This is a genomic window from Azospirillum agricola (assembly GCF_020005195.1).
Lineage (GTDB): Bacteria > Pseudomonadota > Alphaproteobacteria > Azospirillales > Azospirillaceae > Azospirillum > Azospirillum agricola.
In genome coordinates this window covers 2,864,887-2,890,090 of sequence record NZ_JAIFZR010000005.1, presented here as the reverse complement: position 1 = coordinate 2,890,090, position 25,204 = coordinate 2,864,887, and the positions used below count along the sequence as shown (strand labels likewise).

The following is a 25,204-nucleotide window of genomic DNA, read 5'->3' as shown; positions in this document are numbered from 1 at the left end:
GGGCGCCGCGCTGGCCACTTGCCACCTTTGACCATGCTGTCTTGGTAACACCGGCTCCGAACCAGGGCAAATCACTCATTGTTACCGTTTGTTGCAGAGCAAAAGGAGGAGGGACGGATCATCCGGACAGAAACAAAAAATCCCCCGGGGCTGCGCGGACGCGTCCCCGGGGGCCGAAATTTTCGGTCAGGTTGTGGAGCCGCCGGCGCCGCATCGAGGCGGCGGCCGGCGGTTATCTCCGGCTTTCGCCGGGATCGCTTGGCCGCCGGATCAGTTGGCCTGGCGGCGCAGGAAGGCGGGGATGTCCAGCTCTTCCTGTTCGGTCTTCGGCTGGCCTTCGGCCGCCGGGCGCGGAGCCGGGGCCATCGGCTGCGGGGCCGCCGGGTAGGCGGCCTGCTGCGGCTGCGGGGCCGGCTGGTAGGCCGGCTGCTGCTGCGGCTGCTGCTGGGGCGCCGGATAGGCCGGGGCCGACGGGTATTGCGGCTGGGCGGCCTGCGGCGCCGGGTAGGCGGGTGCGGCCGGGTACTGCTGCGGGGCCGGCGGGTAGGGTTGGGCCTGCGGGGCCGGCTGCGGCGCCGGCTCGGACTTGCGGCCGAGGCCGGTCACCAGACCGAACAGGAAGTTGCCCTTGCGCGGCGCCGGAGCGGGTTCCGGGGCCGGAGCGTGCCCGACCGACAGGCCGGACGGGTGGTGCTGCGGCGCCGGGGCGGCGTGGTGCTGCGGCTGCGGCGCCGGAGCGCTCATCGCCGGGGCGGGCTGCTGGTGGGCCTGCTGCGGCTGGGCCGGCTGCGGCGGGTAGGACGGGGCCGGCTGGGCGCCGACCGTCACCGGCTGGCGCGGGCCGGCGTCGGCCGGCTTGGGCGCGAAGAAGTGGCCGTCCTGGCTCTCGCCGTGCAGCGGGCCGGAGGCCGGCTTGGACGGGGCGCTCTCCGGCGCCGGGGCGGCGTAATGGCCGGCCTGCTGCGCCGGGTCGTGCTGGAGGGCGTTCGAGCCGGCGGTCACCGGCTGCGACTGGCGCAGCGTGGTGGCGGCGCTGGGGATCGCCGGGGCGGCGGCCGGCATCGCCGGCGAGGCGGTGGTCAGGCCGGCGGGCGCGCCCGGCTTCTTGGCGCGGTCGGAGACCAGCGACAGGTTGACCGGGTGCAGCGGGCGCGGGTTGCTCATCGCCGCCGCGTCGATGCCGGTGGCGACGACCGACACGCGCATCATGCCGTCCAGCGAGGCGTCGAAGGTCGAGCCGAAGATGATGTTGGCGTCGGGATCGACCTCGTCGCGGACGCGGTTGGCCGCCTCGTCGACCTCGAACAGCGTCATGTCGTAGCCGCCGGTGATGTTGATGAGGACGCCGCGCGCACCCTTCATCGACACGTCGTCGAGCAGCGGGTTGGAGATGGCGGCCTCGGCGGCCTCGATGGCGCGGCGCTCGCCGCTGGCCTCGCCGGTGCCCATCATCGCCTTGCCCATCTCGGTCATGACGGAGCGGATGTCGGCGAAGTCCAGGTTGATCAGGCCGGGCATCACCATCAGGTCGGTGACGCCGCGCACGCCCGAATGCAGCACGTCGTCGGCCATCTTGAAGGCGTCCGCGAAGGTCGTCTTTTCGTTGGCGATGCGGAACAGGTTCTGGTTCGGGATGATGATCAGCGTGTCGACATACTGCTGGAGTTCGGCGATGCCGCCCTCGGCCAGACGCATGCGGTGGCCGCCCTCGAAATGGAAGGGCTTGGTCACGACGCCGACGGTCAGCAGGCCGCGCTCGCGCGCCGCGCGCGCGATGACCGGGGCCGCACCCGTGCCGGTGCCACCGCCCATGCCGGCGGTGATGAACACCATGTTGGCGCCTTCGAGGAACTGGCAGATTTCCTCCATCTGCTCCTCGGCCGAGGCGCGGCCGACGTCCGGCTTGGAGCCGGCGCCGAGGCCGCGCGTGGTCGCGGTGCCGAGCTGGAGGCGCTTCTCGCAGAGCGAGCCCTTCAGTGCCTGGGCGTCGGTGTTGCCGACGACGAAGTCCACGCCCTCCAGGTTCGACTTGATCATGTTGTTGACGGCGTTGCCGCCGGCGCCGCCGACACCGAAGACGGTGATGCGCGGCTTCAATTCGGGTTCGATCTGGGGAATGGTCACGTTGATCATTCTTGGTTCTCCACAACCTGTTTTGATTTGGGTTTCAAGGCTTTTCTCGATCGGTCCCCGGTTGGGTCCAGGGCCTGCCGGATCGGGAATCGGGTGGGTGCGGCGGGGAAAATCATCAGAGATTCTCCCGCAGCCACAGGCCGACGCGCCCGAGGAGTCCGGTGTTGGCGACGGCCTCCTGGCCGGTCACCATCAGCTCCGTCGGGTTGCGCACGGCGTGTAGGAGAAGGCCCGCCGCCGTCGCGAAGGCCGGACCGCCATGCGCCTCGTTGAGGCCGGCGATCCGGGTCGGGCGACCGATGCGGACCTGCTTGTCGAGGATGAGCTGTGCCAGCTCGCGTGTGTTGGGCAGCTGGCTGGCGCCGCCGGTGAGGACGACGCGGCGGCCGACCAGCCGGGCGTAACCCGACTGCTCCAGCGCGCCGCGGATCTCCTCGAAGATTTCCTCCATCCGGGCCTGGATGACGCTGACCAGGAAGGAGCGCGGCATGCTGGCGGTGCCGCTCTCGCTGCGCTCGTCCTCGCCGACCTGCGGCACCTCGATCATCTCGCGCTCGTCGGCCGGGTTGGCGCGGGCGCTGCCGTAGAGCGCCTTCAACCGCTCGGCGTGGGCGAGCGTGGTGGCGAGCCCGTGGGCGATGTCGTTGGTGACGTGGCGCCCGCCGAGCGGCACGGCGCCGGTCCACACCAGATTGCCTTCGGAGAAGATGGAGATCGTCGTGCCGCCGCCGCCGATGTCGATGCAGGCGGCGCCCATCTCCATCTCGTCCTCGACCAGGCAGGCGAGGCCCGACGCGAAGGGGCTGACCACCATGCTCTCGATGTCGAGGTGGCAGCGGGCGATGCAGGTGTGCAGCGTGCGGATGGCGCCGGCCGACGCGGTGACGACGTGGAGCTGGGCGCCGAGCTGGTTGCCGTACATCCCCTTGGGGTCGCGGATGCCGCGGCTGGCGTCGAGGTTGAAGCCCAGCGGGATGGTGTGGATCAGCGTCTGGTCGGGGCCGGCCTGGAGCGTGCGGGCGTGCGCCATGGCGCGGCGGATGTCGCCCTCCGTCACCTCCTGGCCGTAGACCGGCACCTGCGCGTTGAAGGCGTGCGAGCGGGGGTGGCCCATGGAGACGTTGACGACGACGTCGCGGATCGTCTCGCCGGCCATCTGCTCGGCGGCGTGGACGGCGGCGCCGATTGAGGTTTCCGCCGCCTCCATGTCGATGATCGAGCCGGCGCGGATGCCCGTGGCGATCTGGTGGCCGACACCGATCACGCGGACCGAGCCGGGCTCGTCCATCCGCGCGATGATGCAGCACACCTTGGTCGAGCCGACGTCCAGCGCCGCGACGATGCCGCCGCGCGTCGGTCGTTTCGGCTTCTTGGCCCCGTTGAATCCCATGCCGAACATGCCCTCTCAGCCCAGCCCGCCGCCGTTCGTCCCACTCATGTCTTCTTGCCGTTCGACTTCTTCTTGGAGTCGTCCTCCCAGCCCGGAAGCTGCGCCGTGTCGCTGGTTTGCAGAATGGCACGATCGGGCTGGCGCAGGTCGACGGCCACGATGTCGCGGTCGAGCACGCGGCCGGTCGCCTCCATCTCCGCGAGCTGGCGCAGCGCCGTCGGCATGCCGTCGCCCTCGGGCAGCTTGATGGTCACGCCGTTGTCGAGCTGGAGGTTCCAGCGGCGATCGCTGATCCAGCTCGCCGAGGTGACGCGCGGCCGGATCGCCGGCACGCGGTCGAGCGCGGTCAGCAGGCTCTGCACCTGCTGCGGCGCGTTGGCGCCGATCACCTGGGGCAGCGTGTCGATGCGCTGGTTGCCGCGCCGCGCCAGTTCCACCGCGTCGGCCAGCGGGCGGCCGGCGCGGTCGATGACGGTGAAGCGGCGCTCGTGCTGCCAGATCGCCATCGGTTGGCGCTCCGACAGGCTGATGTAGAGGATGCCGGGCAGGCGGCGCTCGATCGAGACCGAGGACACCCAGGGCAGCTCCTCCAGCCGGGCCTTGGCCTCGGCGAGGTCGATGCCGAGGATCGGCTCCCCCCGGTGGACGCCGAGCGCCTGCATCACCGCGTCGCGCTCCGTCTCGGTGCGGCCGACCACCAGGATCTCGTTCAGCGAGAAACCCAGCGCGCCGCTGGCGTCGACCAGGCTGTCGCGCGCCGCCGCCATCGTCTCGGCGAGGCTGGCGCGCTTCCAGGCGGTGCCGGCGGCGCCGGCCAGCAGCAGGACCGGCACCAGCACCAGCGCCGCCTTGACGGCGGGCCGGGTCCAGCGCGGCCAGGCGCGGCGGCGGTTGCCCTTCTGCGCCGACGCCGCCATGGCGCGGGGCGGTGCCGGCATCTCGTCGCGGGGCGCGCGTCCGCCGAGCGTCGGGCGGAACTGCGGGTTGGCCATCAGGCGAGCTGACATCCGGCGTTCTCCACGAGCCAGCCGACCAGCGCGCCGTAGGAAATCCCCACATGCGCGGCCTGTTCGGGCACCAGCGACAGGGGCGTCATGCCCGGCTGGTTGTTGATCTCCAGGAAGTACAGGCCGTCGGTTCCCGGCCGGCTGTCGTCCCAACGGAAGTCGCTGCGCGAAACGCCCCGGCAGCCCAGGGTCTGGTGGGCCAGCACCGCCAGCCGCCTCGCCTCCTCGGCGACGGCGTCGGGGATGGCGGCCGGGATGGTGTGGACGGCGTGGCCGGCGCTGTATTTCGCCGTGTAGTCGTAGACCTGAGCCTCGAAGACGATCTCCGTCACCGCCAGGGCGCGGTCGCCCATGACCCCGACGGTCAGCTCGCGGCCGGGGATGAACTCCTCGACCAGCGCGCGGTCGCCGAAGGTCCAGGCGTCGCCGACCGGGCTGTTCTGCCCCTCGCGCACCAGCGTGACGCCGACGGTCGAGCCCTCGTCCACCGGCTTGACGATGTAGGGGGCCGGCATCGGGTGGGCGCCGCCGGTGATCTCGCCGCGCGTCAGGACCAAGCCCTTGGGCGAGCGGACCCCGGCGGTGCCGAGCACGCGCTTGGTCATCGCCTTGTCCATGGCGATGGCCGAGGCCTGGACGCCGGAATGGGTGTAGGGCAGGCCGAGGAATTCCAGGATGCCCTGGATCGTGCCGTCCTCGCCGCCGCGCCCGTGCAGGGCGTTGAACACCACGTCGGGGCGCGGGCTGGTCAGCGCCTGCATCAGCCCGGCCAAGTCGCGCTGCACGTCCACGGCGGTGACGCGGTAGCCTTCCTCCTCCAGAGCCTTGGCGACGCCGGCCCCGCTGACCAGCGAGACCTCGCGCTCGGCCGACCAGCCGCCCATCAGGACGGCGACATGCTTCTTGTGGGGGAACAGGGCGTCGGTCATTGGGCGTCTCCCGCCGGAATCCCGACGCGCTTGATTTCCCACTCCAGCGTCACGCCGGAGGTCTCGAACACACGGCGGCGGACCTCTTCGCCCAGCGCCTCCAGATCGGCGGCGCTGGCCGTCCCCTGGTTGATCAGGAAGTTGCAGTGCTTTTCCGACACCTGGGCGTCGCCGATGGACAGGCCGCGGCAGCCGGCCTCGTCGATCAGCTCCCAGGCCTTGTGGCCGCCAGGATTGTTGATAGTCGGGTTCTTGAAGGTCGAGCCGCCGGTGCGCGAGCGGATCGGCTGGCTGTCGGCGCGCTTGGAGGATATCTCCGCCATGCGGCGCGCGATCTCCAGCGGGTTGCCCGGCTCGCCGCGCAAGGTCGCGCCGGTGAAGATGCAGTCGGCCGGGGCCGCTGCGTGGCGGTAGGTGAAGCCCATGCCGGCGTGGTCGAACGCCAGCCGCCGGCCGTCGCGGCCGACCGCCTGGGCGGAGACCAGCACGTCGGCGGTCTCGCGGCCGTAGGCGCCGCCGTTCATGCGCAGGGCCCCGCCGATGGTGCCGGGGATGCCCGACAGGAACTCCAGCCCGGCGATGCCGGCGTCGCGCGCCACCGTCGCCACGTTGAGGTCGAGGGCGGCGGCGCCGACGGTCACGGTGTCGCCTTCCGCCGCGATGCCGGTGAAGCCGCGGCCGAGCCGGATGGTCACGCCGGGAATGCCGCCGTCGCGCACCAGCAGGTTCGACGCGACGCCGATCACCGTCACTGGGACCTCGGCCGGAAGTTGCGCCAGGAACTCCGCCAGATCGTCGGCGTCGGCCGGGCGGAACATGACCTCGGCCGGGCCGCCGACGCGGAACCACGTCACCGGCGCCAAGGGGGCGTCGGCGCTCAGCCGGCCACGGCAGGCCGGCATGCGGTCGATCAGGTGAGGGCCGGTCGTGCCGGACGCCGCCATCGTCATGCCGTCGCCCCGTGCAGCGCGGTCAGCTCGCCCGGCAGCGCGTTGGCCCATTGGGTGATGTTGCCGGCGCCGAGGCAGACCACGAAGTCGCCGGGCTTGACCATCCCGTGGACGATCTGGGCCAGTTCCTGCGGGTTTTGCAGCGCGACGACCTGGCGATGGCCATGCATGCGCAGCCCCTCGACCAGAGAATCGCGGCTGACGCCCTCGATCGGCTGCTCGCCGGCCGCGTAGACGTCGGCGACGATCACCGCGTCGGCGTCGTTGAAGCAGGTGCAGAAATCCTCGAACAGGTTGGCGAGGCGCGAGTAGCGGTGCGGCTGCACGACGGCGATGGTGCGGCCGGTGCCGGCGGTGCGCGCCGCCTTCAGGACGGCGGCTATCTCCACCGGGTGGTGGCCGTAATCGTCGATGACGGTGACGCCGTTGGCCTCGCCGGTCTGGGTGAAGCGGCGCTTGACGCCCTGGAACTTCGCCATGCTGTCGCGCATGACGACGTCGGGCAGCCCCATCTCGTTGCCGACCGCGAAGCAGGCCAGCGAATTCTGGACGTTGTGCGGCCCGTGCATCGGCAGCCGCACGCCGGCGATGGCGCGGGTCTCGCCCGTGTGGCGGTCGTAGATCAGCACGTCGTACTTGGCGCCCGCCGGACCCAGCTCGACGTTGACCGCGCGGATGTCGGCCTGCGGCGAGAAGCCGTAGGTGACGATGCGGCGGTCGGACACGCGGGGGATCATCGCCTGCACTTCGGGATGGTCGATGCACAGCGCCGCGAAGCCGTAGAAGGGGATGTTCTGGACGAAGCTGTCGAAGGCGGCCCGCGCGTTGTCGAAGGTGCCGTAGAAGTCCAGATGCTCGGGATCCATGTTGGTGACGACGGCGATGCAGGCCGGCAGCTTCACGAAGGTGCCGTCGCTCTCGTCCGCCTCGACCACCATCCAGTCGCCGGTGCCCAGCCGGGTGTTGGAGCCGTAGGCGTTGATGATGCCGCCGTTGATGACGGTCGGGTCGAGGTTGGCGTGCTCCAGCATGTGGCCGACCATCGAGGTGGTCGTCGTCTTGCCGTGGGTGCCGCCGATGGCGATCGCCCATTTCAGCCGCATCAGCTCGCCCAGCATCTCGGCCCGGCGCACCACGGGGACCAGCGCGGCGCGGGCGGCGACGACCTCCGGGTTGTCGCGTTTGACCGCCGATGAGACGACGATCACGGCGGCCCCGGCGATGTTCTCCGCCCGGTGGCCGATCGACACGGTGATGCCGAGGTCGCGCAGGCGCTTGACGTTGGCGCTCTCCGACAGGTCGGACCCCTGGACCGTGTAGCCCAGGTTGCGCAGCACCTCGGCGATGCCGCTCATGCCGATGCCGCCGATGCCGACGAAGTGGATGGTGCCGATGGAGAGGGGGAGGGCGCGCATGTCTGTGAACTTTACTTTCCGCGGCGAAGCATCAGGCGAAGGGTGGCGTCCACCGCCCCGTCGGTCAGGTCCGGCGGCAGCGGTTGGGAGCCATGAATGACATGCAGGCGGTCGCGCAGGAAGCCCTCGCCGACGATGGCGCGCGGAATCAGCGGGCAGTGTGGCCGGTTGAACCAGCCCCCCTCGGTCCGCGTCATGTCCGCCGGATAGTCCCGCAGCGGGCGCGGCGTCGGCCGCGTCAGGTGGCGCATCCCCTTGTTCATTCCGCGGCCCCCTTGGCGATGGAATCGGCGTTGTGGTCGTGGTGGTTTCCGTTGGCGCCGTTCGTGCCGGCACCGGCACCGAGCATCCCCAGTACCGCGTCGGCCAGCGACGACGCGGCGTCGGCGGTGCCCCAGCGGTGGGCGGCGTCGGCGGCGGCCCCCAGCGTGGCGGGGGAGGACAGAAGCTCGCCCAGCCGGGCGGCCAGCGTCTCCGCCGTAAAGTCCGGCTGGGGGACGAGCCACGCCGCACCCGCCTCGGCGAGCTGGCGGGCGTTGGCGGTCTGGTGGTCGTCGGTGGCGTGCGGGTAGGGCACCAGAATCGCCGGACGGCCGACGCAGGTCAGCTCGGCGATGGTGGATGCCCCGGCGCGGGTGACGGCGAGGTGGCAGGCGGCCAGCCGCTCCGGCACGTCGCGGAAGAAGCTCTGCAACTCCAGCCCGCCGAGACCGAGACCCGACAGCGCGGCGCCCGCCTCCTCCAGATCCTCCGGCCGGCATTGCTGCGACAGGTGGATGCGGGCGCGCAGGCTTTCCGGCAGGCGGGCGAGCGCCTGGGGGATGATCTCGGAGAAGACGCGCGCCCCCTGGCTGCCGCCCATCACCAGCAGGTTGACCGGGCCGTTGCCGGCCGGCGCCGCGTAGGGCGAGGTCCGGCGGGCGGCGACGGCCGGGCGGACCGGGTTGCCCGTCCGGATGACCTGGACGGCCTTGGCGCGGTCGCCCTCGTCGATGCGGGCGACGGTGGTGAAGGCGACGGCCAGCCGCCTGGCGCCGGCGATCAGCATGCGGTTGGCGCGGCCGAGCACGGCGTTCTGCTCGTGCAGCAGCGCCGGGATTTTCGCGTGGGCGGCGGCGTAGACGGTCGGGACCGACGGGTAGCCGCCGAAGCCGACCACCGCCGCCGGCTGGAGCCGGCGCAGCAGCGCGCGCGCCTCCAGCAGGCCGAGCCCCATCTGGAGGGCGGCCTTCAGCCGGCCGGCGATGCCGCCGCCGGGGGAGGCGGCGCGGATGCGGTGGACCGGCACCTCCGGCAGGCTGTCGCCGAAGGCGTGGCCGCGCCGGTCGGTGACCAGAGCCACGGCCCGGCCGCGCGCCAGCAGCTCGCGGGCCAGCGCCTCGGCCGGGAACATGTGCCCGCCGGTGCCGCCGGCGGCCAGCACGATGACCTTTCTGGATGCGTCCGTCATGCCGGGCTCCCTCATTCCATCGGGCCGAAGCGCTTGCGCGTCAGCGCCAGCACCATGCCCATGCCGAAACCGAGCGCCAGCAGCGACGAACCGCCGTAGGAGATGAAGGGCAGCGTCATGCCCTTGGTCGGCATCAGGTGCAGCGAGGACCCCATGTTGATCGCCGCCTGCAACCCGAACTGGATCAGCAGGCCGGCGGTCGCCAGCAGGACGAAATAGTTGGTGTCGTTGAAGACGCGGGCGAAGCCGCGCAACACGACGAAGGCGAACAGCACCACCATCACCAGACAGAAGATCAGTCCCATCTCCTCGCCGGCGACGGCGAAGATGAAGTCGGCGTGGCTGTCGGGCAGCGAGAACTTGACGGTCCCCTGGCCCGGTCCGGTGCCGAGCAGGCCGCCGTTGGCGAAGGCCTCCATCGAGCGGTTGACCTGATAATTGTCGCCCGCCGCCGGATCGAGGAAGCGGTTGATGCGGCTGGTGACGTGGGGAAGCGTGTAGTAGGCGCCGACCAGCCCGACGACGCCGAGCCCGCCCAGCCCCATCACCAGCATGATGTTCAGCCCGGCCAGGAAGAACTGGGTGAACCACACCGCCGACACCACGAAGGTCATGCCGAGGTCGGGTTGCAGGATCAGCCCGGCCATGGTGGCCCCGTAGAGCGCGATCGACACCAGCGCGCCGGGGAAGCCGGGCGACGTCTTCGACAGCGAGAACAGCCAGGCCGCGACCACCGCGAAGGCCGGCTTCACGAACTCCGAGGGCTGGATCGACAGGCCGGGGATGTGGATCCAGCGGCGCGCGCCCTTGATCTCGACGCCGACGACCAGCGTCGCGTAGACCAGCACCACGGCGACCAGGAAGACGCCGAGCGCCACCCGGCGCACCCCGCGCGGGCTGAGCAGCGAGACGCCGCACATGATGGCGATGGTCGGGATCAGCATCATCAGATGCCGCTCGACGAAGTAGAAGGTGTCCTGGATGCCGATGCGCTCGGCCACCGGCGGGCTGGCCGCGGTGATCAGCACGGTGCCGAGGAACATCAGGAGCGCCACGGCGCCGAGCTGCCAGCGGTCCACCGTCCACCACCAGCGGCCGAAGATGGATTGGTCGGTGCGGTCGAAGGTGATCATTCGTCCGCGCTCCCGCTCTGTTGATGGGCCGGTTGCCGGGCCTTGGCGATGGCGGCGGCGTAGGCGGCGAAGGCCTCGCCCCGCTTTTCGAAATTGGCGAACTGGTCCCACGACGCGCAGGCCGGCGACAGCAGCACGCAGGCGCCTTCCAGCCCCTCGGCCAGCGCGAGGCCGGCGGCCTTGGTGGTGGCGATGTCGAGCGTCCCGCACTTGGTGAAGGCGACGCCGCGCGCGCCGAGCCAGTCGGCGAAGACGTCCTGCGCCTCGCCGATCAGGAAGGCGTGGCGGACGCGGCCCATGTAGCCCTCCAGCCCGTCCAGCCCGGTCTCCTTGGCCTGGCCGCCGAGGATCCAGTAGATCGGGTCGAAGGTGGCCAGCGCCTTTTCCGTGGCGTCGGCGTTGGTCGCCTTGCTGTCGTTGACGAAGCGGACGCCCTCGACGCTGGCGACGAGCTGCTGGCGGTGGGCGAGGCCGGGGAAGCTTTCCATCGCCGCGACGATGGTCGCGGCCGGAACCCCGGCGGCCTTGCAGGCGGCGAAGGCGGCGGCGGCGTTCTGCCAGTTGTGGGTGCCGAGCAGGGCCGGGAAGCGGGCCAGCTCGGCGATTTTTTCGGCGGCGGCGCCGGTGTCGTCGACCAGCCAGCCGTCGGCGGCGTAGACGCCGCCCGCGATGGGGCCTTGCGCCGAGACCGGCCAGACGCGCTGGTCGCCGACGGCGGCGAGATCCTCGTAAATCTTGCGGCAGAGCGCGTCGTCCACGCCGATCACCGCCGTGCGCGGCTTGGTCTGGCGGTGGAAGATCATCCTCTTCGCCGCGACGTAGCCCTCCATCCCGCCGTGGCGGGCGAGGTGGTCCGGCGTGATGTTCAGCAGGACGGCGACGTCGAAGGTGATGGAGAAGGTGAGTTCGAGCTGGTAGCTCGACATTTCCAGGATGTGGGTGCCGTCGGCGCCCAGCGGGTCGAAGGTCAGCACCGGCGTGCCGAGGTTGCCGCCGACCGCGATCCGGCGCCCGGCGGCGGCCATGACATGGCCGACCAGCGTCGTTGTGGTCGACTTGCCGTTGGTGCCGGTGATGCCGATGAAGGCGGACTCGCGCTCGGCCCGGCCGAGCAGCTCGACGTCGCAGACCAGCTCGATGCCGGCCTCGCGGGCGCGCACGGCGACCGGGTGCGGGGCCGGGTAGGTGTGGGGGATGCCGGGCGACCAGACGATGGTGGTCAGGCTCGACAGGTCAGCGGTGGCGAGATCGACCACTTGGAAGCCGTTCGCCTCGGCGGCGGCGCGCGAGGCGGGGTTGTCGTCCCACACCCGGACGTCGGCGCCGCTGTCGCGGAGCGCCCTGGCGGTGGCGAGGCCGGACTTGCCGAGACCCATCACCGCGACCGGCAGGCCATCCATGAAGAAAAGGTCGATCATCGCCCGCTCCCCCCCTCAGCGCAGCTTCAAGGTGGAGAGGCCGACGAGCGCCAGGATCGAGGCGATGATCCAGAAGCGGATCACCACCGTCGGTTCGGCCCAGCCCTTCTTCTCGAAATGATGATGCAGCGGGGCCATGCGGAAGACCCGCTTGCCCGTGAGCTTGAACGACGCGACCTGCACGATGACCGAAACCGTCTCCAACACGAACAGACCGCCGATGATGGCGAGCACGATCTCGTGCTTGGTCACCACGCTGACGGCACCCAGAGCCCCGCCGAGCGACAGGGAACCCGTATCTCCCATGAAAACCATGGCGGGCGGGGCGTTGTACCAGAGGAATCCCAATCCCGCACCAACAAGAGCGCCACAAAAGACGGCCAATTCGCCGGAACCCGGAACATGGTGGATTTGCAGGTAGTTGGCGAAGATGGCGTTGCCCGACAGGTAGGAGATCAACCCGAAGCAGCCGGCCGCGATCATCGTCGGCACGATGGCGAGCCCGTCCAGCCCGTCGGTCAGGTTCACCGAGTTCGAAGCGCCGACCATGATGAAGGCGCCGAACGGTACGAAGAACCAGGAGAGCTGGATCAGGAAATCCTTGACGAAGGGAACGGCGACGCCGCCCGACAGCGGCGGGGCCGACACCCACATGATCAGGGCCGAGGCGGTCAGCCCGATGGCGACCTCCCAGCCCAGGCGGAAGCGGCCGGACAGCCCCTTGGTGTTGCGCTTGGTCAGCTTCAGGTAATCGTCGCCGAAGCCGATCAGGCCGTAGCCGATGGTCACCATCAGCACGATCCACAGATAGGCGTTGGTCAGGTCGGCCCACAGCAGCGTGCTGACCGTCATGGCGATCAGGATCATCAGGCCGCCCATGGTGGGCGTGCCCTTCTTCTTGAAATGGGTCTCCGGCCCGTCGGCGCGGATCGGCTGGCCCTCACCCTGCTTCCTCTTCAGCCAGCCGATCAGGGTGGGGAAGAACATGAAGCTGATGACCAGCGCGGTGATCATCGCGCCGCCCGTCCGGAAGGTCAGGTACCGGAACAGGTTGAACGGCGTGAAGACATCCGCCAGCGGGAAGAGAAGGTTGTAGAGCATCGGGTCCCATCAGCCTCGCTGACCGTTGGCGGCCTGCGGCTGTGCCGTTGTTGTGGTGGTGGTCGGGGTGGAAGCGGTGTCGGTGCGACGGGTGTCGGCCCGGCTTTCAAGAGCGGCCAGCGCCTCGACGATCAGGCCGGTGCGGCTGCCCAGCGAGCCCTTGACCATCACCACGTCGCCGCCCTTGGCGGCGGCGGTGACGATGGGGGCCAGCTCGACGCTGGTCTCGGTCCAGGCGCCGCGCATGGCGGCCGGCAGCCGGTCGAACAGCGCCCGCATGTGCGGGCCGCAGGCGTAGACGGCGTCGACATGGGCGGCGTGCAGCGGTTCGGCGAGTGCTGCGTGCAGCGCGTCGGCGCGCTCGCCCAGCTCGCGCATGTCGCCCAGCACGGCGATGCGGCGGCCACCGGCGCCGGGGTCGAGCTTGCCCAGCACCTCCAGCGTCGCCAGCATGGCGGCCGGGCTGGCGTTGTAGCTCTCGTCGATCAGGGTAAAGGCGCCCTGCGCCAGATGAATGCGTTTGCGGGTGCCGCGCCCCTTGACCGGCTGCAACGTGGAGAGCGAGCGCGCCGCGGTGGCGACGTCGGCGCCCAGCGCCTTGGCGGCCAGCAGCACGGCGAGGCTGTTCATCACCCAATGCTTGCCGGGCAGCGACAGGCAGTATTGGATGCGCTCGCCGCGGATCAGCGCGGTCACCGCGCTGCACGTCGCGTGCAGCGAGACGTCGAGCAGCCGCGCCTCGGAATCGTCATGGCCGCCGAAGCCCCAGACATGGGTCAGCCCATGGGCGCGGGCGGCGGCGGCGAGCCGGCCGTACTGCGGGTTGTCGCGGTTCAGCACGGCGACGCCGTTTGGGTTCAGCCCCTCGAAGATCTCGGCCTTGGCGTCGGCGATGGCGTCGACCGAGGCGAAGAACTCCAGATGCGCCGCCTCGATGGTGGTGACGACCGCGACGTCGGGCCTGACCTGCCGCGACAGCGGCCCGAGTTCACCGGCGTGGTTCATCCCCAGCTCGAACACGCCGTAGCGGCTGTCGGCGGGCAGGCGGGCCAGCGACAGCGGCACTCCCCAATGGTTGTTCAGGCTGCCCTCGGTGGCGTAGGTCGGCCCTTGCGCCGACAGGACGTGGCGCAGCGTCTCCTTGGTGCCGGTCTTGCCGACCGAGCCGGTGACGCCGACCATCCGCGCGTCGGTGCAGCGGGCGCGGGCGGCGGCGCCGAGCGCGGCCATGGCGTCCAGCGTGTCGCCCTCGACCCGGAGCAGGGGGGCGTCGGCGGGCAGCCCGTCGGGCACGTGCGAGACCAGGGCGGCGGCGGCGCCGGCCGCCAGCGCCGAACCGACGAAGGCATGGCCGTCGAAGTTCGGCCCCTGGATGGCGACGAACAGGTCGCCGGGGGCGACCTTGCGGCTGTCGATGGTCACGCCGGTGGCGGCCCAGCCCTGCGCGGTCCGGCCTCCGGTCGCGGCGGCGGCGTCCCCGGCGGTCCACAGAACCCGCCGGGTGGGGGTGGTGTCGTCGCTCATGCTGCTCCAACCTCCGCTACGGCTTGCCGGGCCTCCTCCGCGTCGTCGAAGGGGCGGACCTCGGTGCCGATCGTTTGTCCCTGCTCGTGCCCCTTGCCGGCGATCACGAGGACGTCGCCGGGCTGGAGCCCGCGCACCGCGGCCCGGATGGCCTCGGCGCGGTCGCCGATCTCCTCCAGCCGCCCCGACAGCGGACCGGTTGCGCCCGCCAGCACCTCGCCCCGGACGAAGGCCGGATCCTCGGTGCGCGGGTTGTCGTCGGTGACGATGGCGCGGTCGGCCAGACGGGCCGCCAGTTCCCCCATCACCGGACGCTTGCCGCGGTCGCGGTCGCCGCCGCAGCCGAACACCGTCACCAGATGGCGGGCGGCGTGCGAGCGCAGCGCCGTCAGCACCGTCTCCAGCGCGTCGGGCGTGTGGGCGAAATCGACGTAGACCGCCGCCCCGTTCGGGTGGGTGGCGACGTGCTGGAGACGGCCCGGCACGCCGTCCAGCAGGGACAGCGTGGCGACCGCCCGCTCCACGTCGGCGCCCGCGCCGATGACCAGGCCCAGCGCGCAGAGCACGTTCCAGGCCTGGAAGCGCCCCGCCAGCGGCAGGTCGACGGCGACGTCGCTGCCCAGCACGGTCAGGGCGAGGCGCTGGCCATGGGCCAGCGGCTGCACCCCGTTGACCTTCAACTCGGTGCCGGCCAGACCATAGGACAGGACCCTGTGGCCGCGCTGGGTACAAATCGCGGCGAAATGAGGGAAGTCGTAGCTGTCGGCGTTCAGCACGGCGGTGCCGCCGGGCGGCAGCACGCGGTCGAACAGCATCGCCTTGGCGTCGCGGTAGGACTCCATCGTGCCGTGGTAGTCGAGATGGTCGCGCGTCAGGTTGGTGAAGCCGGCCGCCTTGAGACGCACCCCGTCCAGGCGGAACTGGTCGAGCCCGTGGCTCGACGCCTCCATCGCCAGATTCTCGATGCCGGCGTCCTTGACGGCCCGCAGGCTTTTGTGCAGCGACACCGGGTCGGGCGTGGTCATGGCGCCGTAGCCGCCCAGGCCGGGGCCGAGCAGGCCCAGCGTGCCGAGCGTGGCCGCCGTCTCGCCCATCCGCTCCCAGATCTGCGCGGCGAACTGGACGGTGGAGGTCTTGCCGTTGGTGCCGGTGACGGCGACCACCGTCTCGGGCTGGCCGCCATGGAAGGCGGCCGCCATCCGGGCGAAGGCGAGGCGGGGCTGCGCATCGGTCAGCAGCACGGCGCCGGAGCCGGCCGGCAGCTCCGTGCCCTCGGCCGCCAGCACGGCGACGGCGCCCCTGGCCAGCGCGTCGGCGATGAAGGCGCGCCCGTCGGCCTTGGCGCCGGCCAGGGCCGCAAAGACGAAACCGGGCCTGACCGCGCGGCTGTCCGCGGTCAGCCCGGTCACGTCCGGGTCGGGCCGGCCGGCGATGAGGTCAGCGCTGCGACTTGGCAGGAGTTGGGAAAGACGCAACGGTGCTTCCCTTGGCTGGAGTTGCGGACATGGGCGCCTGCGGCGGGGCCGACCAGTTGGTGGAGCCGGCGGCGTTCAGGTAGGTGGCGTTCAGGATCTCGGGCGAACTCTCGTCCTGCGTCGGGACGTTCAGCAGCGGGCCGACCTGCTTGATGATGCGGCCGACCGCCGGGGCGGCGACCCAGCCGCCGGTGGCGTAGCCGTAGGTCTTCGCCGTCGCCTTCGGTTCGTCGACCAGCACATAGACGATGTAGCGCGGGTCGTTCATCGGGAAGGCGCCGAGGAAGGACGACATGCGCGAGTTCTTCTGGTAGTGCCGGCCCTTCTGCTTGTCGGCCGTGCCGGTCTTGCCGCCGACGACGTAGCCCTTCACGCCGGCCGACTTGCCGGTGCCCTCCGTCACCACGAAACGGAACATCCGGCGCATCATCTCGGAGGTCTGGCGCGAAACGACCTGTTCGCCGGGAACCGGGGCGCCCGGCTCGCGTTTGATGAGCGTCGGCTGGTGCATGACGCCGCCGTTGATGATCGAGGCCGCCGCCGTGACCGTGTGCATCGGGCTGACCGAGATGCCGTGCCCGAAGGAGATCGTCATGCTGTTGACCTCGCGCCACGGGTTGGGCACGAGCGGCCAGCCATTCTCCGGCAGCTCCAGCGCGGTGGGCTTGGTGAAGCCCATCTTGGTCATGAAGGCCTTCTGCGCCGGGATGCCGACCTGCTGCACCATGCGGACGGAGCCGAGGTTGGACGAATGCTGGAACACCTCCGCCACCGTCAGGGCGCGGCCAAGACCATGATATTCGTTGATGGTGAAGCGGCCGATCTTGATCGGGTGGATCGCGTCGAAGTAATCCGACACCCGGATCTTGCCGGAATCGAGCGCCAACGCCGAGTTGAAGATCTTGAAGGTCGAACCCATCTCGTACACGCCGAGCGTCGCCCGGTTGAACAGCGTGTCGGGATCGAGCCCGGTCGGATCATGCGGATCGAAGTCGGGCAGCGAGGTCATCGCCATCACCTCGCCCGAGCGGACGTCGAAGATGATGCCGGCGGCGCCGATGGCGCTGAACTCCTGCACCGTCGCCGCCAGCTCCTTCTTCAGGACATGCTGGAGCCGCAGGTCGATGGAGAGCTGGAGCGGCGTGCCCGGATCCTCGGTCAGCCGCTTGTTGAAGGATTGTTCCAGCGCGGCGAGGCCGTTGTTGTCGACCCCGGTGAAGCCGACGACGTGCGAGGTCAGGTTGGCCGCCGGGTAGAAGCGCCGCTCCTCCCGTTCGAACGACACGCCGGGGATGCCCAGCCGGTGCACCGCCGCCTGCTGCTTGGGCGTCAGGTTGCGCTTGAGCCAGACGAATCGCTTCTCGCCGCTGAGCTTGGTCAGGACGTCCTTGTAGTCCAGCTCGGGCAGGGCCGAAACCAGCTTGCGGGCCGCCTCATCGGGCCGCGAGACCAGCTTTGGGTCGGCGTAGAGCGACTGGGTGACCAGCGAGGTCGCCAGCAGGTTGCCGTTGCGGTCGAGAATGTCGGCCCGGTTGGTGGTGGTGCCGTCCAGCTCCAGCGCGTGGTGCTGGCGCGGCTCGGCCGCCTGCACGAACAGGGTCGCGGCGACCAGCTTGACGCTGATCGCGGAAAACACCGTCGTCACCACGGCCGCCGTGACCAGCAGCCGGTAGCGGCTCTGTTCCATCGCCACCGCCAGCGTCGTCCGCGGCTTGGCGACCGGCGGCGGTGGGGCGTCCTGCGGGGGGTGGCCGTAGGGCGGCGGCGGATAGCTCATTGGTTGGCCCCCAGCCGGGCGACGAGGAGGCCGAGGCTGTCGGTGGGTTTGGGCGTGTAGGGCTGCGGCGCCGCGGCCCGAGCCGGAGCGGCCGCCTTCGGCGCCGGGGCCGGCAGCGGCCGGGAGGCGACGTCGGTCGGACGGTTCAGCGAGGGCAGCGGCTGGTTGGGCGCCAGCTTGCCGGGGGCCGCCGAGGGCTGGGCCGGGGGCAGCGGCGCCGAGGCCGGCGGCAGCGCCGGGGCGCGAGCCGACGCCGGGACCAGGGTCGACGGTTTGATCGGCGCGGTCCGGGCCGGCGCCGGGGCGGGCCTGGGGGAGGACAGGGCGGCCGGGATGACCACCGGCGCCTTCTCGAGCGCCTGCTCGATCGGCGCCGGGGTCTTCGGCGCCGGAACGCGGGCGGACGCGATCTGCGGCGCCGGGGCCGCGACCATCGGCGGCAGCGGCGCGGGCGTCAGGCCACGGCCGGGAAGCGGCTGGACCGGCGCGTCGGGCGCCGGGGCGGGGCGCATCGGAATCACGTCGAGCGCCAGGAACTGCCGTGCCTCGACCGGTTGCAGGGCGAGGTGGGCGCGGGCCATCTCCTCCAGCTTGGTCGGATCGTTCAGGTAGCTCCACTCGGCCTTGAGGACCTGGATGGATTCCTGCTCGGTCACGATTCGGCGGTTCAGCCCGGCGAGCTTCTCCTCCAGATCCTGCACGTCGTAGCTGGTCTGGAACAGCACGCCTCCGGCGGCGGCGATCAGACCGCCCCAGAACAGCCAGGTCTTGCCTTTCATGCCGCCTCCTTGCCGGGCGCCGGGAAAGCCGGGGCCTCGGTGCGTTCGGCCGCGCGCAGCCGGGCGGACCGGGCGCGGGGATTGTCTCGGGCTTCCGTGTCGCTGGCCGCCACGGGCTTGCGCGACAGCAGGCGGAAGGATGGGGAGCGCGCCGCGACCGGGGCCGCGGGCGTGTGGCGGGACGGGGAGGGCGGGGGCGAGGAACGGTCCTTCAGGAACGTCTTGACCTCGCGGTCCTCCAGCGAATGGAAGGAGACGACGGCCAGCCGGCCGCCGGGGCCGAGCAGCGACTCGGCGGCGGCGAGGCCGCGCCGGAGTTCGCCCAGCTCGTCGTTCACATGGATGCGCAGCGCCTGGAAGCTGCGGGTCGCCGGGTCGATGGCGTCGCCCTTCCCCTTCGGCACCACCGACCGGATCAGCTCGGCGAGCTGCCGGGTGCGGGTGATCGGCGCGGTCTGGCGGGCGGCGACGATGGCGCGGGCGACCTGATAGGCCCGGCGCTCCTCGCCCAGATGGTAGAGGATGTCGGCCAGCTCCGATTCGCCGGCGTGGTTGACGACGTCGGCGGCGGTCGGGCCGTCGCGTCCCATGCGCATGTCGAGCGGGCCGTCGAAGCGGAAGGAGAAGCCGCGCTCCGGCTCGTCGATCTGCGGGGAGGAGACGCCGACGTCGAGCGCCACGCCGTCGACGCGGGTCACGCTGCGCTCGGCCAGCAGCGACTCCATGTCGCCGAAGCAGCCCTCGACGATCTCCAGCCGGCCGGGGAACTGCCGGGCCAGGACGCGCCCGCGCTCGATCGCGGCGGGGTCGCGGTCGATGCCCCAGACGCGGCAGTCGGCCGCCTCCAGCAGGGCGCGGCTGTAACCGCCGGCCCCGAAGGTGCCGTCCACATAGACGCCGCCGTCGCGCGGGGAGAGCGACTCGACGACCTCGTGGAGAAGGACGGGGATGTGGATGGGGGAGGCGGTCATGCGTCACCTCCGGCCCGGCCGGCGGCGCCGCGCGAGGCCTTGGCGACGATCTGGCTCAACGAGATGTCCTTGCGCACGACCTGTTCGCGGAGCGCGGCCTCGTGGGCCTTCAGCGCCTCGGGCTCCCAGAGCTGGAAGGTCTTGCGGCGGCCGATGAAGGACGCCTCCTCGCCGATGCCGGCGAATTCCGCCAGCTCCTTGGGCAGGACGATGCGGCCTTCGGCGTCGAGGGAGACGGGAACGAGCTTGCCGAAGATGAAGGTCTCAATCATGTCGCGTTCGTCGGCGTCGAGATCGGGGGATTCGAGGCTGTCGGACAGGACGTCGAGATAGTCCTGGTCGGCTCCCTCCAGGGCTTGATGGTTGAGGGAGGGCCAGAGATACACAATGTTCGGCGCCGTCGTCTTGGCAAGCGACTGCCTGAACTGTGCCGGGATGGACACGCGCCCTTTCCTGTCAACTTTGTTGACGTATGTGGACAGGAAAACGGCCATTGGCCCGGTGGTCCCCCCGCTATCCCCCCGCGCGGATTCTTCCGCGCCAGCCCCGCCTTGCCCATGGCCCTTCCCCTCGCCGGTGTTAACCAGGATGGGTATGAGCCCCCCTTAAATGGGCATTCTTGGGATAGCATGGGACGCTATGGGCGTCAACGGCCCCCCTAGTATTCAATTCGGGGTGTCAAGACTTTTGGGCGCACCTGTGGCTTTGAAGCAAATATGCAAACCGAATCTCCGAGTCTCCGCAGTATTCCGGCGGTTTCGACGGATGTGGATAACGTTATCCACAGCGGTTCGGCGATTGTTCCAGGCATTTGTGCGAATTCGTCGGAGTCATAACATTTCCACAGCGCGAATCGACCTCGCCGAATGGGGTATTCCTTCGGGTCTGGATTCGGGGTTAGTCATGGGATGGCATGGGAAATGGCCCCACAGTTATCCACCGCCTGTGGATCGTTCTGGGGAAAAGGTGAACGAAAGGGCGGAAAGGCTGGGGATGGGTTGGGGATGAGAGGGGTGGAGAGGCGGGGGTGCGTCGCTATGCCCCGCGCCCGCCCATGCCGTCCCAGAAGGATGCGCTCCCTGGGGACCTATGACCCACGTCATCCCAGGGGCACGCGGTCCCCCGCGCCATCCCATTGGAGGCCATGGGGTGGCCGCCGTGGGCGGGGCGGAGTCCTCGCGGAAGGTCTTGTGTGTGGAAAGCGCCAGATGGCCTGTAAGCCGGGTTCTGTGTCCCGGACCCGAGGGTCCGGGCGATGGCCATTCGTCTGGGACGCCGGTTGCCCGACGCCTCGCGCGACCAACCCGAGCGACGGCGCGGAAACGCGCTTGGCCTCCATGCCGTCCGGTTGGACGGGTGGCCGGGCCGCTCCTATTCGGTCTTGCTCCCGGTGGGGTTTACCGTGCCGTTCCTGTTGCCAGGAACGCGGTGCGCTCTTACCGCACCCTTTCACCCTTACCGATGTCGAAACATCGGCGGTCTGCTCTCTGTGGCACTGTCCCTAGGGTCGCCCCCGCCGGCCGTTAACCGGCACCGTGTTTCCGTGGAGCCCGGACTTTCCTCCCCCGGCTTTCACCGAAGGCGGCCATCCGGCCATCTGGCGAGGCCGTTCTATAGAGTTGTTCCGGTGGGGGCAAACCCCAAATCGCCTCACCCCTGCGGATCGTGGCCGAGATCGACGTTTGCGTAGAGCGCCGTCAGCGGAATCTCCACGGGAATGCTCTCCAGCCGCAGCACCGCCTCGGGCTCGACCAGCAGGTCGCACTGCCAGCGGCTGTCGTCGAGCCGGCGGTGCAGCTCGACGAACAGGGTGTCGCTGTGGACCAGCAGGATCTCCCGCACGGACGGAATCGAGCGGTAGACCGGCAGCTTGACCCGGCGGTCGTGCTCCTCGGTCGAGCGCGACAGCACCTCGACGATCACCAGCGGGTTCGGCGTGTCATACTGGCCATGCCGGTGCGGTGTGCAGGTGACGGCGAGATCGGCCTGGAAGTAGCCGCGGAAGCTGTTCGGCTTGAGGATGCCGGCTTCGGAACGGACATGGCAGGGCGGGCGGTTGTCGAGGGCGTTGCCGAAGTGCCGCGCGATGTTGCTCGCGACAATCTGGTGCGCGCCATGGCTGGGCGCCATCGCCACCGGAACGCCGTCGATCAGTTCGTAGCGCGTGTCGGTTCCGTCGCTCCAGACGAGGAACTCGTCCAGGGTCATGCGCTTGAAGGCTTCCGACATGCCGCTCTCCCGCTGGCGTTCCGGTTCCCTCAATATAGACCGTGGGCCGGCGAGGGGCGAGGGTGGATCAGCGCCCCGTCAGCCGCAGCAGCGCCCGCAGCCGTCGCACAGTCTCGCGGTCCGCGCTGCCGGTCATGCCGTCCGGGTGGAAATGGCGCTGGAAGGAGAGCAGCGCCCGCGGCTCGGCCGGGTCGTACCCATAGCGCCCCAGCAAGGCGTTCACCTCTCCGGCATTGGCCTGGGCATCGTCCGCCGGGGACGGCGTGGGCCACAGCCCGACGCCTTGGGCGGCGAGGCCGGGCCAGTCGAACAGCTCGCCCGGATCCTCCTTGCGCGCCGGGGCGACGTCGCTGTGTCCCAGCACGTCGGCGGCGGCGATCCCGTGGCGGGCCACGATGCCTCGGCACAGCGCCGCCACCGCCGTCATCTGAACGGTCGGGAAGGGGCGGTAGCCGAACTCGTGGCCGGGGTTGACGATCTCGACGCCGACCGAGCGGCCGTTCACGTCGCCCAGTCCCCGCCAGCGCGACACCCCGGCGTGCCACGCGCGGCGATCCTCGGGGACATGGGCGTAGACCGTGCCGTCCTCGTCCACCGTGTAATGGGCGCTGACCTGGGAGGTCGGGTCGCACAGCCGGTCGAGCGCGTGGCGGGCGGTCGGCATGCCGGTGTAGTGGAGGATCAGCAGCTCGACCCGCGCGCCCTCCGGCCGGGGGCCGTGGTTGGGGGAGGGGCGCTCGATCCGAGACGGCGTCATGTCGGGTTCGTCACCGTCTCGCTGACCGTGCGCGGACGGCGCTTCACGATCACCGCGACGCCGCCGATGGTCAGCAGGCCGCCCAGCGCGAGGTTCAGCGTCACCGGGTCGCCCATCAGCAGCACGCCGGACGCCACGCCGAACACCGGCACGGTCAGCAGATAGGGCATGGTCTGGTTGACGTCGTAGCGGCCGAGCAGCGGGTACCACAGCCCATAGGCGACGATGGTCACAGCCACCGCCATGTAGACGATCGACCCCCAGCCGAGCCACGTCGCGTTCGCCAGCGACTCCATCTGCCCCTGCTCGAACAGCAGCGACAGGGCCAGCAACTGCGGCGCCGCCATCAACGCCATCCAGCCGTTGACGGCGAAGCCGTTCACCGAGCCGATCAGCTTCATCTGGATGCTGGCCACCGCGAAGGCGAGGCTGGCCGCCAGCAGCATCAGCAGCGAGGGCAGGGCGTCGCCCAGCCGCGGCTCCCCGGCGATGACCAGCACGCCGGCGAAGGCGGCCATCATGCCGGTGGCGCGCCGCCAGCCCAGCTTGTCCTTGAAGACCAGCGCCGCCAGCAGCGACGAGAAGGGAACCTGGGCCTGCACCGCCAGCGAGGCGGTGGCGGCGTCGATGCCGCGCAGCCCGTTGAACATCAGCGGGAAATGGATGCTGCCCAGCGTCACCGACAGCGCCGCGATCGGCAGCAGCTTCTCGCGCGGGACGCGGAAGAAGGGAACGATCAGCGCCGAGACCAGGACGAAGCGGATGAACATCACGAACAGCGGCGGGAACTCCAGCAGCGCCCATTTGGACACCACGAAGTTCAGCCCCCACAGGGCCATCACCGCCAGGGCCTGGAGCGCGTGGGCGAAGCTCACCGACCGGCCTCCAGCTCCTCGCGCAGGGCCTCCAGCTCCAGCCAGCGCTCCTCGGCCGCCGCCAGCTCGGCCTGCTTGCCGTGGAGCTGGTCGCTGGTCTTCTGGAACTTCGCCGGGTCGCGGCTGAACAGGTCGGGGTCGCCGATGACGGTTTCCAGCTTGGCGATCTCGGCCGACAGCTTGTCCATGCGCGACGGCAGGTCGTCCAGCTCGCGCTGGTCCTTGTAGCTCAGCTTGCCGCGCGGCTTGGCGGCGGCCGGGGCGGCGGCCGGCTTGGGCTTGGCCGCGACGGCGGCCGGCGCCGCCTTGGCCGGGCGCTGCACCAGATAGTCGGAATAGCCGCCGGCGTACTCGCTGGCGGTGCCGTCGCCCTCCAGCGCGATGGTGCTGGTCACCAGCCGGTCGAGGAAGTCGCGGTCGTGGCTGACCAGCAGCAGCGTGCCCTGGTAGTCGCCGAGCACGTCCTCCAGCAGGTCCAGCGTGTCCATGTCGAGGTCGTTGGTCGGCTCGTCGAGGATCATCAGGTTGCTGGGCTTGGCGAACAGACGGGCCAGCAGCAGCCGGTTGCGCTCCCCGCCCGACAGCGCCTTGACCGGGCTGTCGAGCTGCCGGGTGTCGAACAGGAAGTCCTTGATGTAGCCGGCGACGTGGCGCGACTGGCCGTTGACCATCACCGCGTCGCCGCCGAACGGGCACAGCACCTTGCGGATGGTGTCCTCCGGATCCAGCCCCTCGCGGCGCTGGTCGAAATAGGCGGTGTCGAGGTTGGTGCCGAGCTTCACCGTGCCCTCGTCGGGCTCCAGTTGGCCGGTCAGCATCTTCAGCAGGGTCGATTTGCCGGCGCCGTTCGGCCCGATCAGTCCGACCCGGTCGCCGCGCAGGATGCGGGTGGAGAAGCCGCTGACGATGGTCTTGCGCCCCTCCTCCGAGTCGAACCCCTTGGCGATGCCGGTCGCCTCGATGACCAGCCGGCCGCCGCGCTCGGCCTCGGCGATGGCGAGCTTGGCCTGCTGGCCGCCGCGGATCTGTTCGGCGCGGTCGCCGCGCAGCGCCATCAGGTTGCGCACGCGGCCCATGTTGCGGGTGCGCCGGGCGGAGATGCCCTCGCGCAGCCACTTCATCTCGCCCTCGATCTTGCGGTCGAGCTTGTGGGCGGCGGCCTCCTCCGACTCGAAGACCTCGGCCTGCCACGCCTCGAACTCGGAGAAGCCGCGCTCGGTGGCGCGCACCGTGCCACGGTCGAGCCACAGCGTCCGCTTGGCCAGCCGGTTGAGGAAGGCGCGGTCGTGGCTGATCAGCAGCAGCCCGCCGCGGAAGGACAGCAGCTCATCCTCAAGCCACTCGATGGTGGGGAGGTCGAGGTGGTTGGTCGGCTCGTCGAGCAGCATGACGTCGGGGTTGCCAACCAGCGTGCGGGCCAGCGCGGTGCGGCGCGACTCGCCGCCCGACAGGCTGAGCGGGTCGCGGTGGCCGGCGACCTGGAGGCGGTCGAGCACGGCGTCCACCCGGTGCGCCTCGTCCTGCTCGTCGGCGGGCAGCCCCTGGACGACGTAATCCTGGACGGTGGCGCAGCCGCGATAGTCGGGCTCCTGCGGCAGATAGGCGATGCGCGAGCCGGGCTGGACGAAGACCACGCCGTCGTCCGGCTGGATCAGCCCGGCCAGCACCTTCATCAGGGTCGATTTGCCCGAGCCGTTGCGGCCGACCAGACAGGCGCGGTCGCCCCGGCCGATGGCCATGTCGATGGTCTCGAACAGCGGACGCCCGCCGAAGGTGACGGAGACGCCCTGGAGCGCCGTGATGGGTGCGGGAGGAGCCATGGACCGTTCGTGCGCCGGAAAGCGGAAGTGAGGAAGGACGCGGGGGTTATACCGCGCCCGTCCGCCATCCG

General features: G+C 70.6%; 21 protein-coding genes and 1 other RNA gene. All 22 read right to left on the bottom strand.

Translation table 11 applies throughout. The annotated features are described in order from the left end of the window. Positions 1-270 precede the first annotated feature (270 nt). The 22 genes from ftsZ to JN22_RS28555 all read right to left on the bottom strand — a co-directional run bounded on the left by ftsZ (position 271) and on the right by JN22_RS28555 (position 25,133). The gene (ftsZ, locus tag JN22_RS28660) at positions 271-2,133 is read right to left on the bottom strand and encodes a cell division protein FtsZ (RefSeq protein WP_085557114.1); all 1,863 of its coding nucleotides are present in this window, start codon (positions 2,131-2,133) and stop codon (positions 271-273) included. A 115-nt stretch (positions 2,134-2,248) separates the two neighbouring features. Then, on the bottom strand, positions 2,249-3,523 hold the full coding sequence (gene ftsA, locus JN22_RS28655) for a cell division protein FtsA (RefSeq protein WP_085557389.1): 1,275 nt from the start codon (positions 3,521-3,523) through the stop codon (positions 2,249-2,251). 44 nt (positions 3,524-3,567) lie between these two features. After that, positions 3,568-4,530 (bottom strand): cell division protein FtsQ/DivIB, encoded by a 963-nt coding sequence (locus JN22_RS28650; RefSeq protein WP_085557113.1) that lies wholly within the window; start codon positions 4,528-4,530, stop codon positions 3,568-3,570. After that, positions 4,515-5,459 (bottom strand): D-alanine--D-alanine ligase, encoded by a 945-nt coding sequence (locus JN22_RS28645; protein WP_085557112.1) that lies wholly within the window; start codon positions 5,457-5,459, stop codon positions 4,515-4,517. Before JN22_RS28645 ends, JN22_RS28650 begins: the two co-directional genes overlap by 16 nt. Next, positions 5,456-6,409, bottom strand: a complete 954-nt coding sequence (gene murB, locus JN22_RS28640; RefSeq protein ID WP_085557111.1) for a UDP-N-acetylmuramate dehydrogenase — start codon at positions 6,407-6,409, stop codon at positions 5,456-5,458. Before murB ends, JN22_RS28645 begins: the two co-directional genes overlap by 4 nt. Continuing rightward, on the bottom strand, positions 6,406-7,824 hold the full coding sequence (gene murC, locus JN22_RS28635) for a UDP-N-acetylmuramate--L-alanine ligase (protein ID WP_085557110.1): 1,419 nt from the start codon (positions 7,822-7,824) through the stop codon (positions 6,406-6,408). The genes murB and murC overlap by 4 nt, the downstream gene beginning before the upstream one ends. Before the next feature lie 11 nt (positions 7,825-7,835). Then, positions 7,836-8,087 carry a hypothetical protein gene (locus tag JN22_RS28630; RefSeq protein ID WP_085557109.1) on the bottom strand — a complete coding sequence of 84 codons (252 nt, stop codon included), beginning with the start codon at positions 8,085-8,087 and terminating at the stop codon, positions 7,836-7,838. Beyond that, positions 8,084-9,274, bottom strand: a complete 1,191-nt coding sequence (murG, locus tag JN22_RS28625; protein WP_223677929.1) for an undecaprenyldiphospho-muramoylpentapeptide beta-N-acetylglucosaminyltransferase — start codon at positions 9,272-9,274, stop codon at positions 8,084-8,086. The genes JN22_RS28630 and murG overlap by 4 nt, the downstream gene beginning before the upstream one ends. 11 nt (positions 9,275-9,285) lie before the next feature. Beyond that, a complete protein-coding gene (locus JN22_RS28620; RefSeq protein ID WP_085557107.1) occupies positions 9,286-10,407 on the bottom strand; it encodes an FtsW/RodA/SpoVE family cell cycle protein in 1,122 nt (373 codons plus the stop codon). Next, positions 10,404-11,825, bottom strand: a complete 1,422-nt coding sequence (gene murD / locus JN22_RS28615) for a UDP-N-acetylmuramoyl-L-alanine--D-glutamate ligase (protein ID WP_085557106.1) — start codon at positions 11,823-11,825, stop codon at positions 10,404-10,406. The genes JN22_RS28620 and murD overlap by 4 nt, the downstream gene beginning before the upstream one ends. Positions 11,826-11,840: 15 nt before the next feature. Then, entirely contained in the window at positions 11,841-12,926 is a 1,086-nt protein-coding gene (gene mraY, locus JN22_RS28610) for a phospho-N-acetylmuramoyl-pentapeptide-transferase (RefSeq protein WP_085557105.1), read from the bottom strand. Positions 12,927-12,935: 9 nt separating this feature from the next. After that, positions 12,936-14,450, bottom strand: a complete 1,515-nt coding sequence (locus JN22_RS28605; RefSeq protein WP_085557104.1) for a UDP-N-acetylmuramoylalanyl-D-glutamyl-2,6-diaminopimelate--D-alanyl-D-alanine ligase — start codon at positions 14,448-14,450, stop codon at positions 12,936-12,938. Further along, complete coding sequence (locus JN22_RS28600; protein ID WP_085557103.1) at positions 14,447-15,925, bottom strand: UDP-N-acetylmuramoyl-L-alanyl-D-glutamate--2,6-diaminopimelate ligase; 1,479 nt, start codon at positions 15,923-15,925, stop codon at positions 14,447-14,449. Before JN22_RS28600 ends, JN22_RS28605 begins: the two co-directional genes overlap by 4 nt. Beyond that, positions 15,888-17,702 (bottom strand): peptidoglycan D,D-transpeptidase FtsI family protein, encoded by a 1,815-nt coding sequence (locus JN22_RS28595; RefSeq protein ID WP_085557102.1) that lies wholly within the window; start codon positions 17,700-17,702, stop codon positions 15,888-15,890. Before JN22_RS28595 ends, JN22_RS28600 begins: the two co-directional genes overlap by 38 nt. Continuing rightward, positions 17,699-18,481 carry a cell division protein FtsL gene (ftsL, locus tag JN22_RS28590; RefSeq protein ID WP_085557101.1) on the bottom strand — a complete coding sequence of 261 codons (783 nt, stop codon included), beginning with the start codon at positions 18,479-18,481 and terminating at the stop codon, positions 17,699-17,701. The genes JN22_RS28595 and ftsL overlap by 4 nt, the downstream gene beginning before the upstream one ends. Further along, positions 18,478-19,452 (bottom strand): 16S rRNA (cytosine(1402)-N(4))-methyltransferase RsmH, encoded by a 975-nt coding sequence (gene rsmH / locus JN22_RS28585; protein ID WP_085557100.1) that lies wholly within the window; start codon positions 19,450-19,452, stop codon positions 18,478-18,480. The genes ftsL and rsmH overlap by 4 nt, the downstream gene beginning before the upstream one ends. Next, positions 19,449-19,895, bottom strand: coding sequence for a division/cell wall cluster transcriptional repressor MraZ (locus tag JN22_RS28580; RefSeq protein WP_223677928.1), 447 nt, complete (start codon positions 19,893-19,895; stop codon positions 19,449-19,451). Before JN22_RS28580 ends, rsmH begins: the two co-directional genes overlap by 4 nt. Positions 19,896-20,652: 757 nt before the next feature. Next, an RNA gene (rnpB, locus tag JN22_RS28575) (RNase P RNA component class A) lies at positions 20,653-21,053 on the bottom strand. A gap of 49 nt (positions 21,054-21,102) precedes the next feature. Then, on the bottom strand, positions 21,103-21,681 hold the full coding sequence (locus JN22_RS28570; protein WP_085557098.1) for a Uma2 family endonuclease: 579 nt from the start codon (positions 21,679-21,681) through the stop codon (positions 21,103-21,105). Between the two features lie 67 nt (positions 21,682-21,748). Then, the gene (locus JN22_RS28565; RefSeq protein ID WP_085557097.1) at positions 21,749-22,438 is read right to left on the bottom strand and encodes an N-acetylmuramoyl-L-alanine amidase; all 690 of its coding nucleotides are present in this window, start codon (positions 22,436-22,438) and stop codon (positions 21,749-21,751) included. Next, on the bottom strand, positions 22,435-23,313 hold the full coding sequence (locus JN22_RS28560) for a DMT family transporter (protein ID WP_085557096.1): 879 nt from the start codon (positions 23,311-23,313) through the stop codon (positions 22,435-22,437). The genes JN22_RS28565 and JN22_RS28560 overlap by 4 nt, the downstream gene beginning before the upstream one ends. Continuing rightward, positions 23,310-25,133 (bottom strand): ATP-binding cassette domain-containing protein, encoded by a 1,824-nt coding sequence (locus JN22_RS28555; protein WP_085557095.1) that lies wholly within the window; start codon positions 25,131-25,133, stop codon positions 23,310-23,312. Before JN22_RS28555 ends, JN22_RS28560 begins: the two co-directional genes overlap by 4 nt. Positions 25,134-25,204: the final 71 nt, after the last annotated feature.

What these genes read in the sequence shown, in the direction of transcription:
- JN22_RS28595 (WP_085557102.1), bottom strand. Translation starts at nt 17,702, where the DNA reads ATGAGCTATCCGCCGCCGCCCTACGGCCACCCCCCGCAGGACGCCCCA.
- JN22_RS28565 (WP_085557097.1), bottom strand. Translation starts at nt 22,438, where the DNA reads ATGACGCCGTCTCGGATCGAGCGCCCCTCCCCCAACCACGGCCCCCGG.
- rsmH (WP_085557100.1), bottom strand. Translation starts at nt 19,452, where the DNA reads ATGACCGCCTCCCCCATCCACATCCCCGTCCTTCTCCACGAGGTCGTC.
- JN22_RS28570 (WP_085557098.1), bottom strand. Translation starts at nt 21,681, where the DNA reads ATGTCGGAAGCCTTCAAGCGCATGACCCTGGACGAGTTCCTCGTCTGG.
- JN22_RS28645 (WP_085557112.1), bottom strand. Translation starts at nt 5,459, where the DNA reads ATGACCGACGCCCTGTTCCCCCACAAGAAGCATGTCGCCGTCCTGATG.
- JN22_RS28555 (WP_085557095.1), bottom strand. Translation starts at nt 25,133, where the DNA reads ATGGCTCCTCCCGCACCCATCACGGCGCTCCAGGGCGTCTCCGTCACC.
- murG (WP_223677929.1), bottom strand. Translation starts at nt 9,274, where the DNA reads ATGACGGACGCATCCAGAAAGGTCATCGTGCTGGCCGCCGGCGGCACC.
- JN22_RS28605 (WP_085557104.1), bottom strand. Translation starts at nt 14,450, where the DNA reads ATGAGCGACGACACCACCCCCACCCGGCGGGTTCTGTGGACCGCCGGG.
- ftsL (WP_085557101.1), bottom strand. Translation starts at nt 18,481, where the DNA reads ATGAAAGGCAAGACCTGGCTGTTCTGGGGCGGTCTGATCGCCGCCGCC.
- JN22_RS28630 (WP_085557109.1), bottom strand. Translation starts at nt 8,087, where the DNA reads ATGAACAAGGGGATGCGCCACCTGACGCGGCCGACGCCGCGCCCGCTG.
- ftsZ (WP_085557114.1), bottom strand. Translation starts at nt 2,133, where the DNA reads ATGATCAACGTGACCATTCCCCAGATCGAACCCGAATTGAAGCCGCGC.
- murD (WP_085557106.1), bottom strand. Translation starts at nt 11,825, where the DNA reads ATGATCGACCTTTTCTTCATGGATGGCCTGCCGGTCGCGGTGATGGGT.
- murB (WP_085557111.1), bottom strand. Translation starts at nt 6,409, where the DNA reads ATGACGATGGCGGCGTCCGGCACGACCGGCCCTCACCTGATCGACCGC.
- murC (WP_085557110.1), bottom strand. Translation starts at nt 7,824, where the DNA reads ATGCGCGCCCTCCCCCTCTCCATCGGCACCATCCACTTCGTCGGCATC.
- JN22_RS28620 (WP_085557107.1), bottom strand. Translation starts at nt 10,407, where the DNA reads ATGATCACCTTCGACCGCACCGACCAATCCATCTTCGGCCGCTGGTGG.
- JN22_RS28650 (WP_085557113.1), bottom strand. Translation starts at nt 4,530, where the DNA reads ATGTCAGCTCGCCTGATGGCCAACCCGCAGTTCCGCCCGACGCTCGGC.
- ftsA (WP_085557389.1), bottom strand. Translation starts at nt 3,523, where the DNA reads ATGGGATTCAACGGGGCCAAGAAGCCGAAACGACCGACGCGCGGCGGC.
- mraY (WP_085557105.1), bottom strand. Translation starts at nt 12,926, where the DNA reads ATGCTCTACAACCTTCTCTTCCCGCTGGCGGATGTCTTCACGCCGTTC.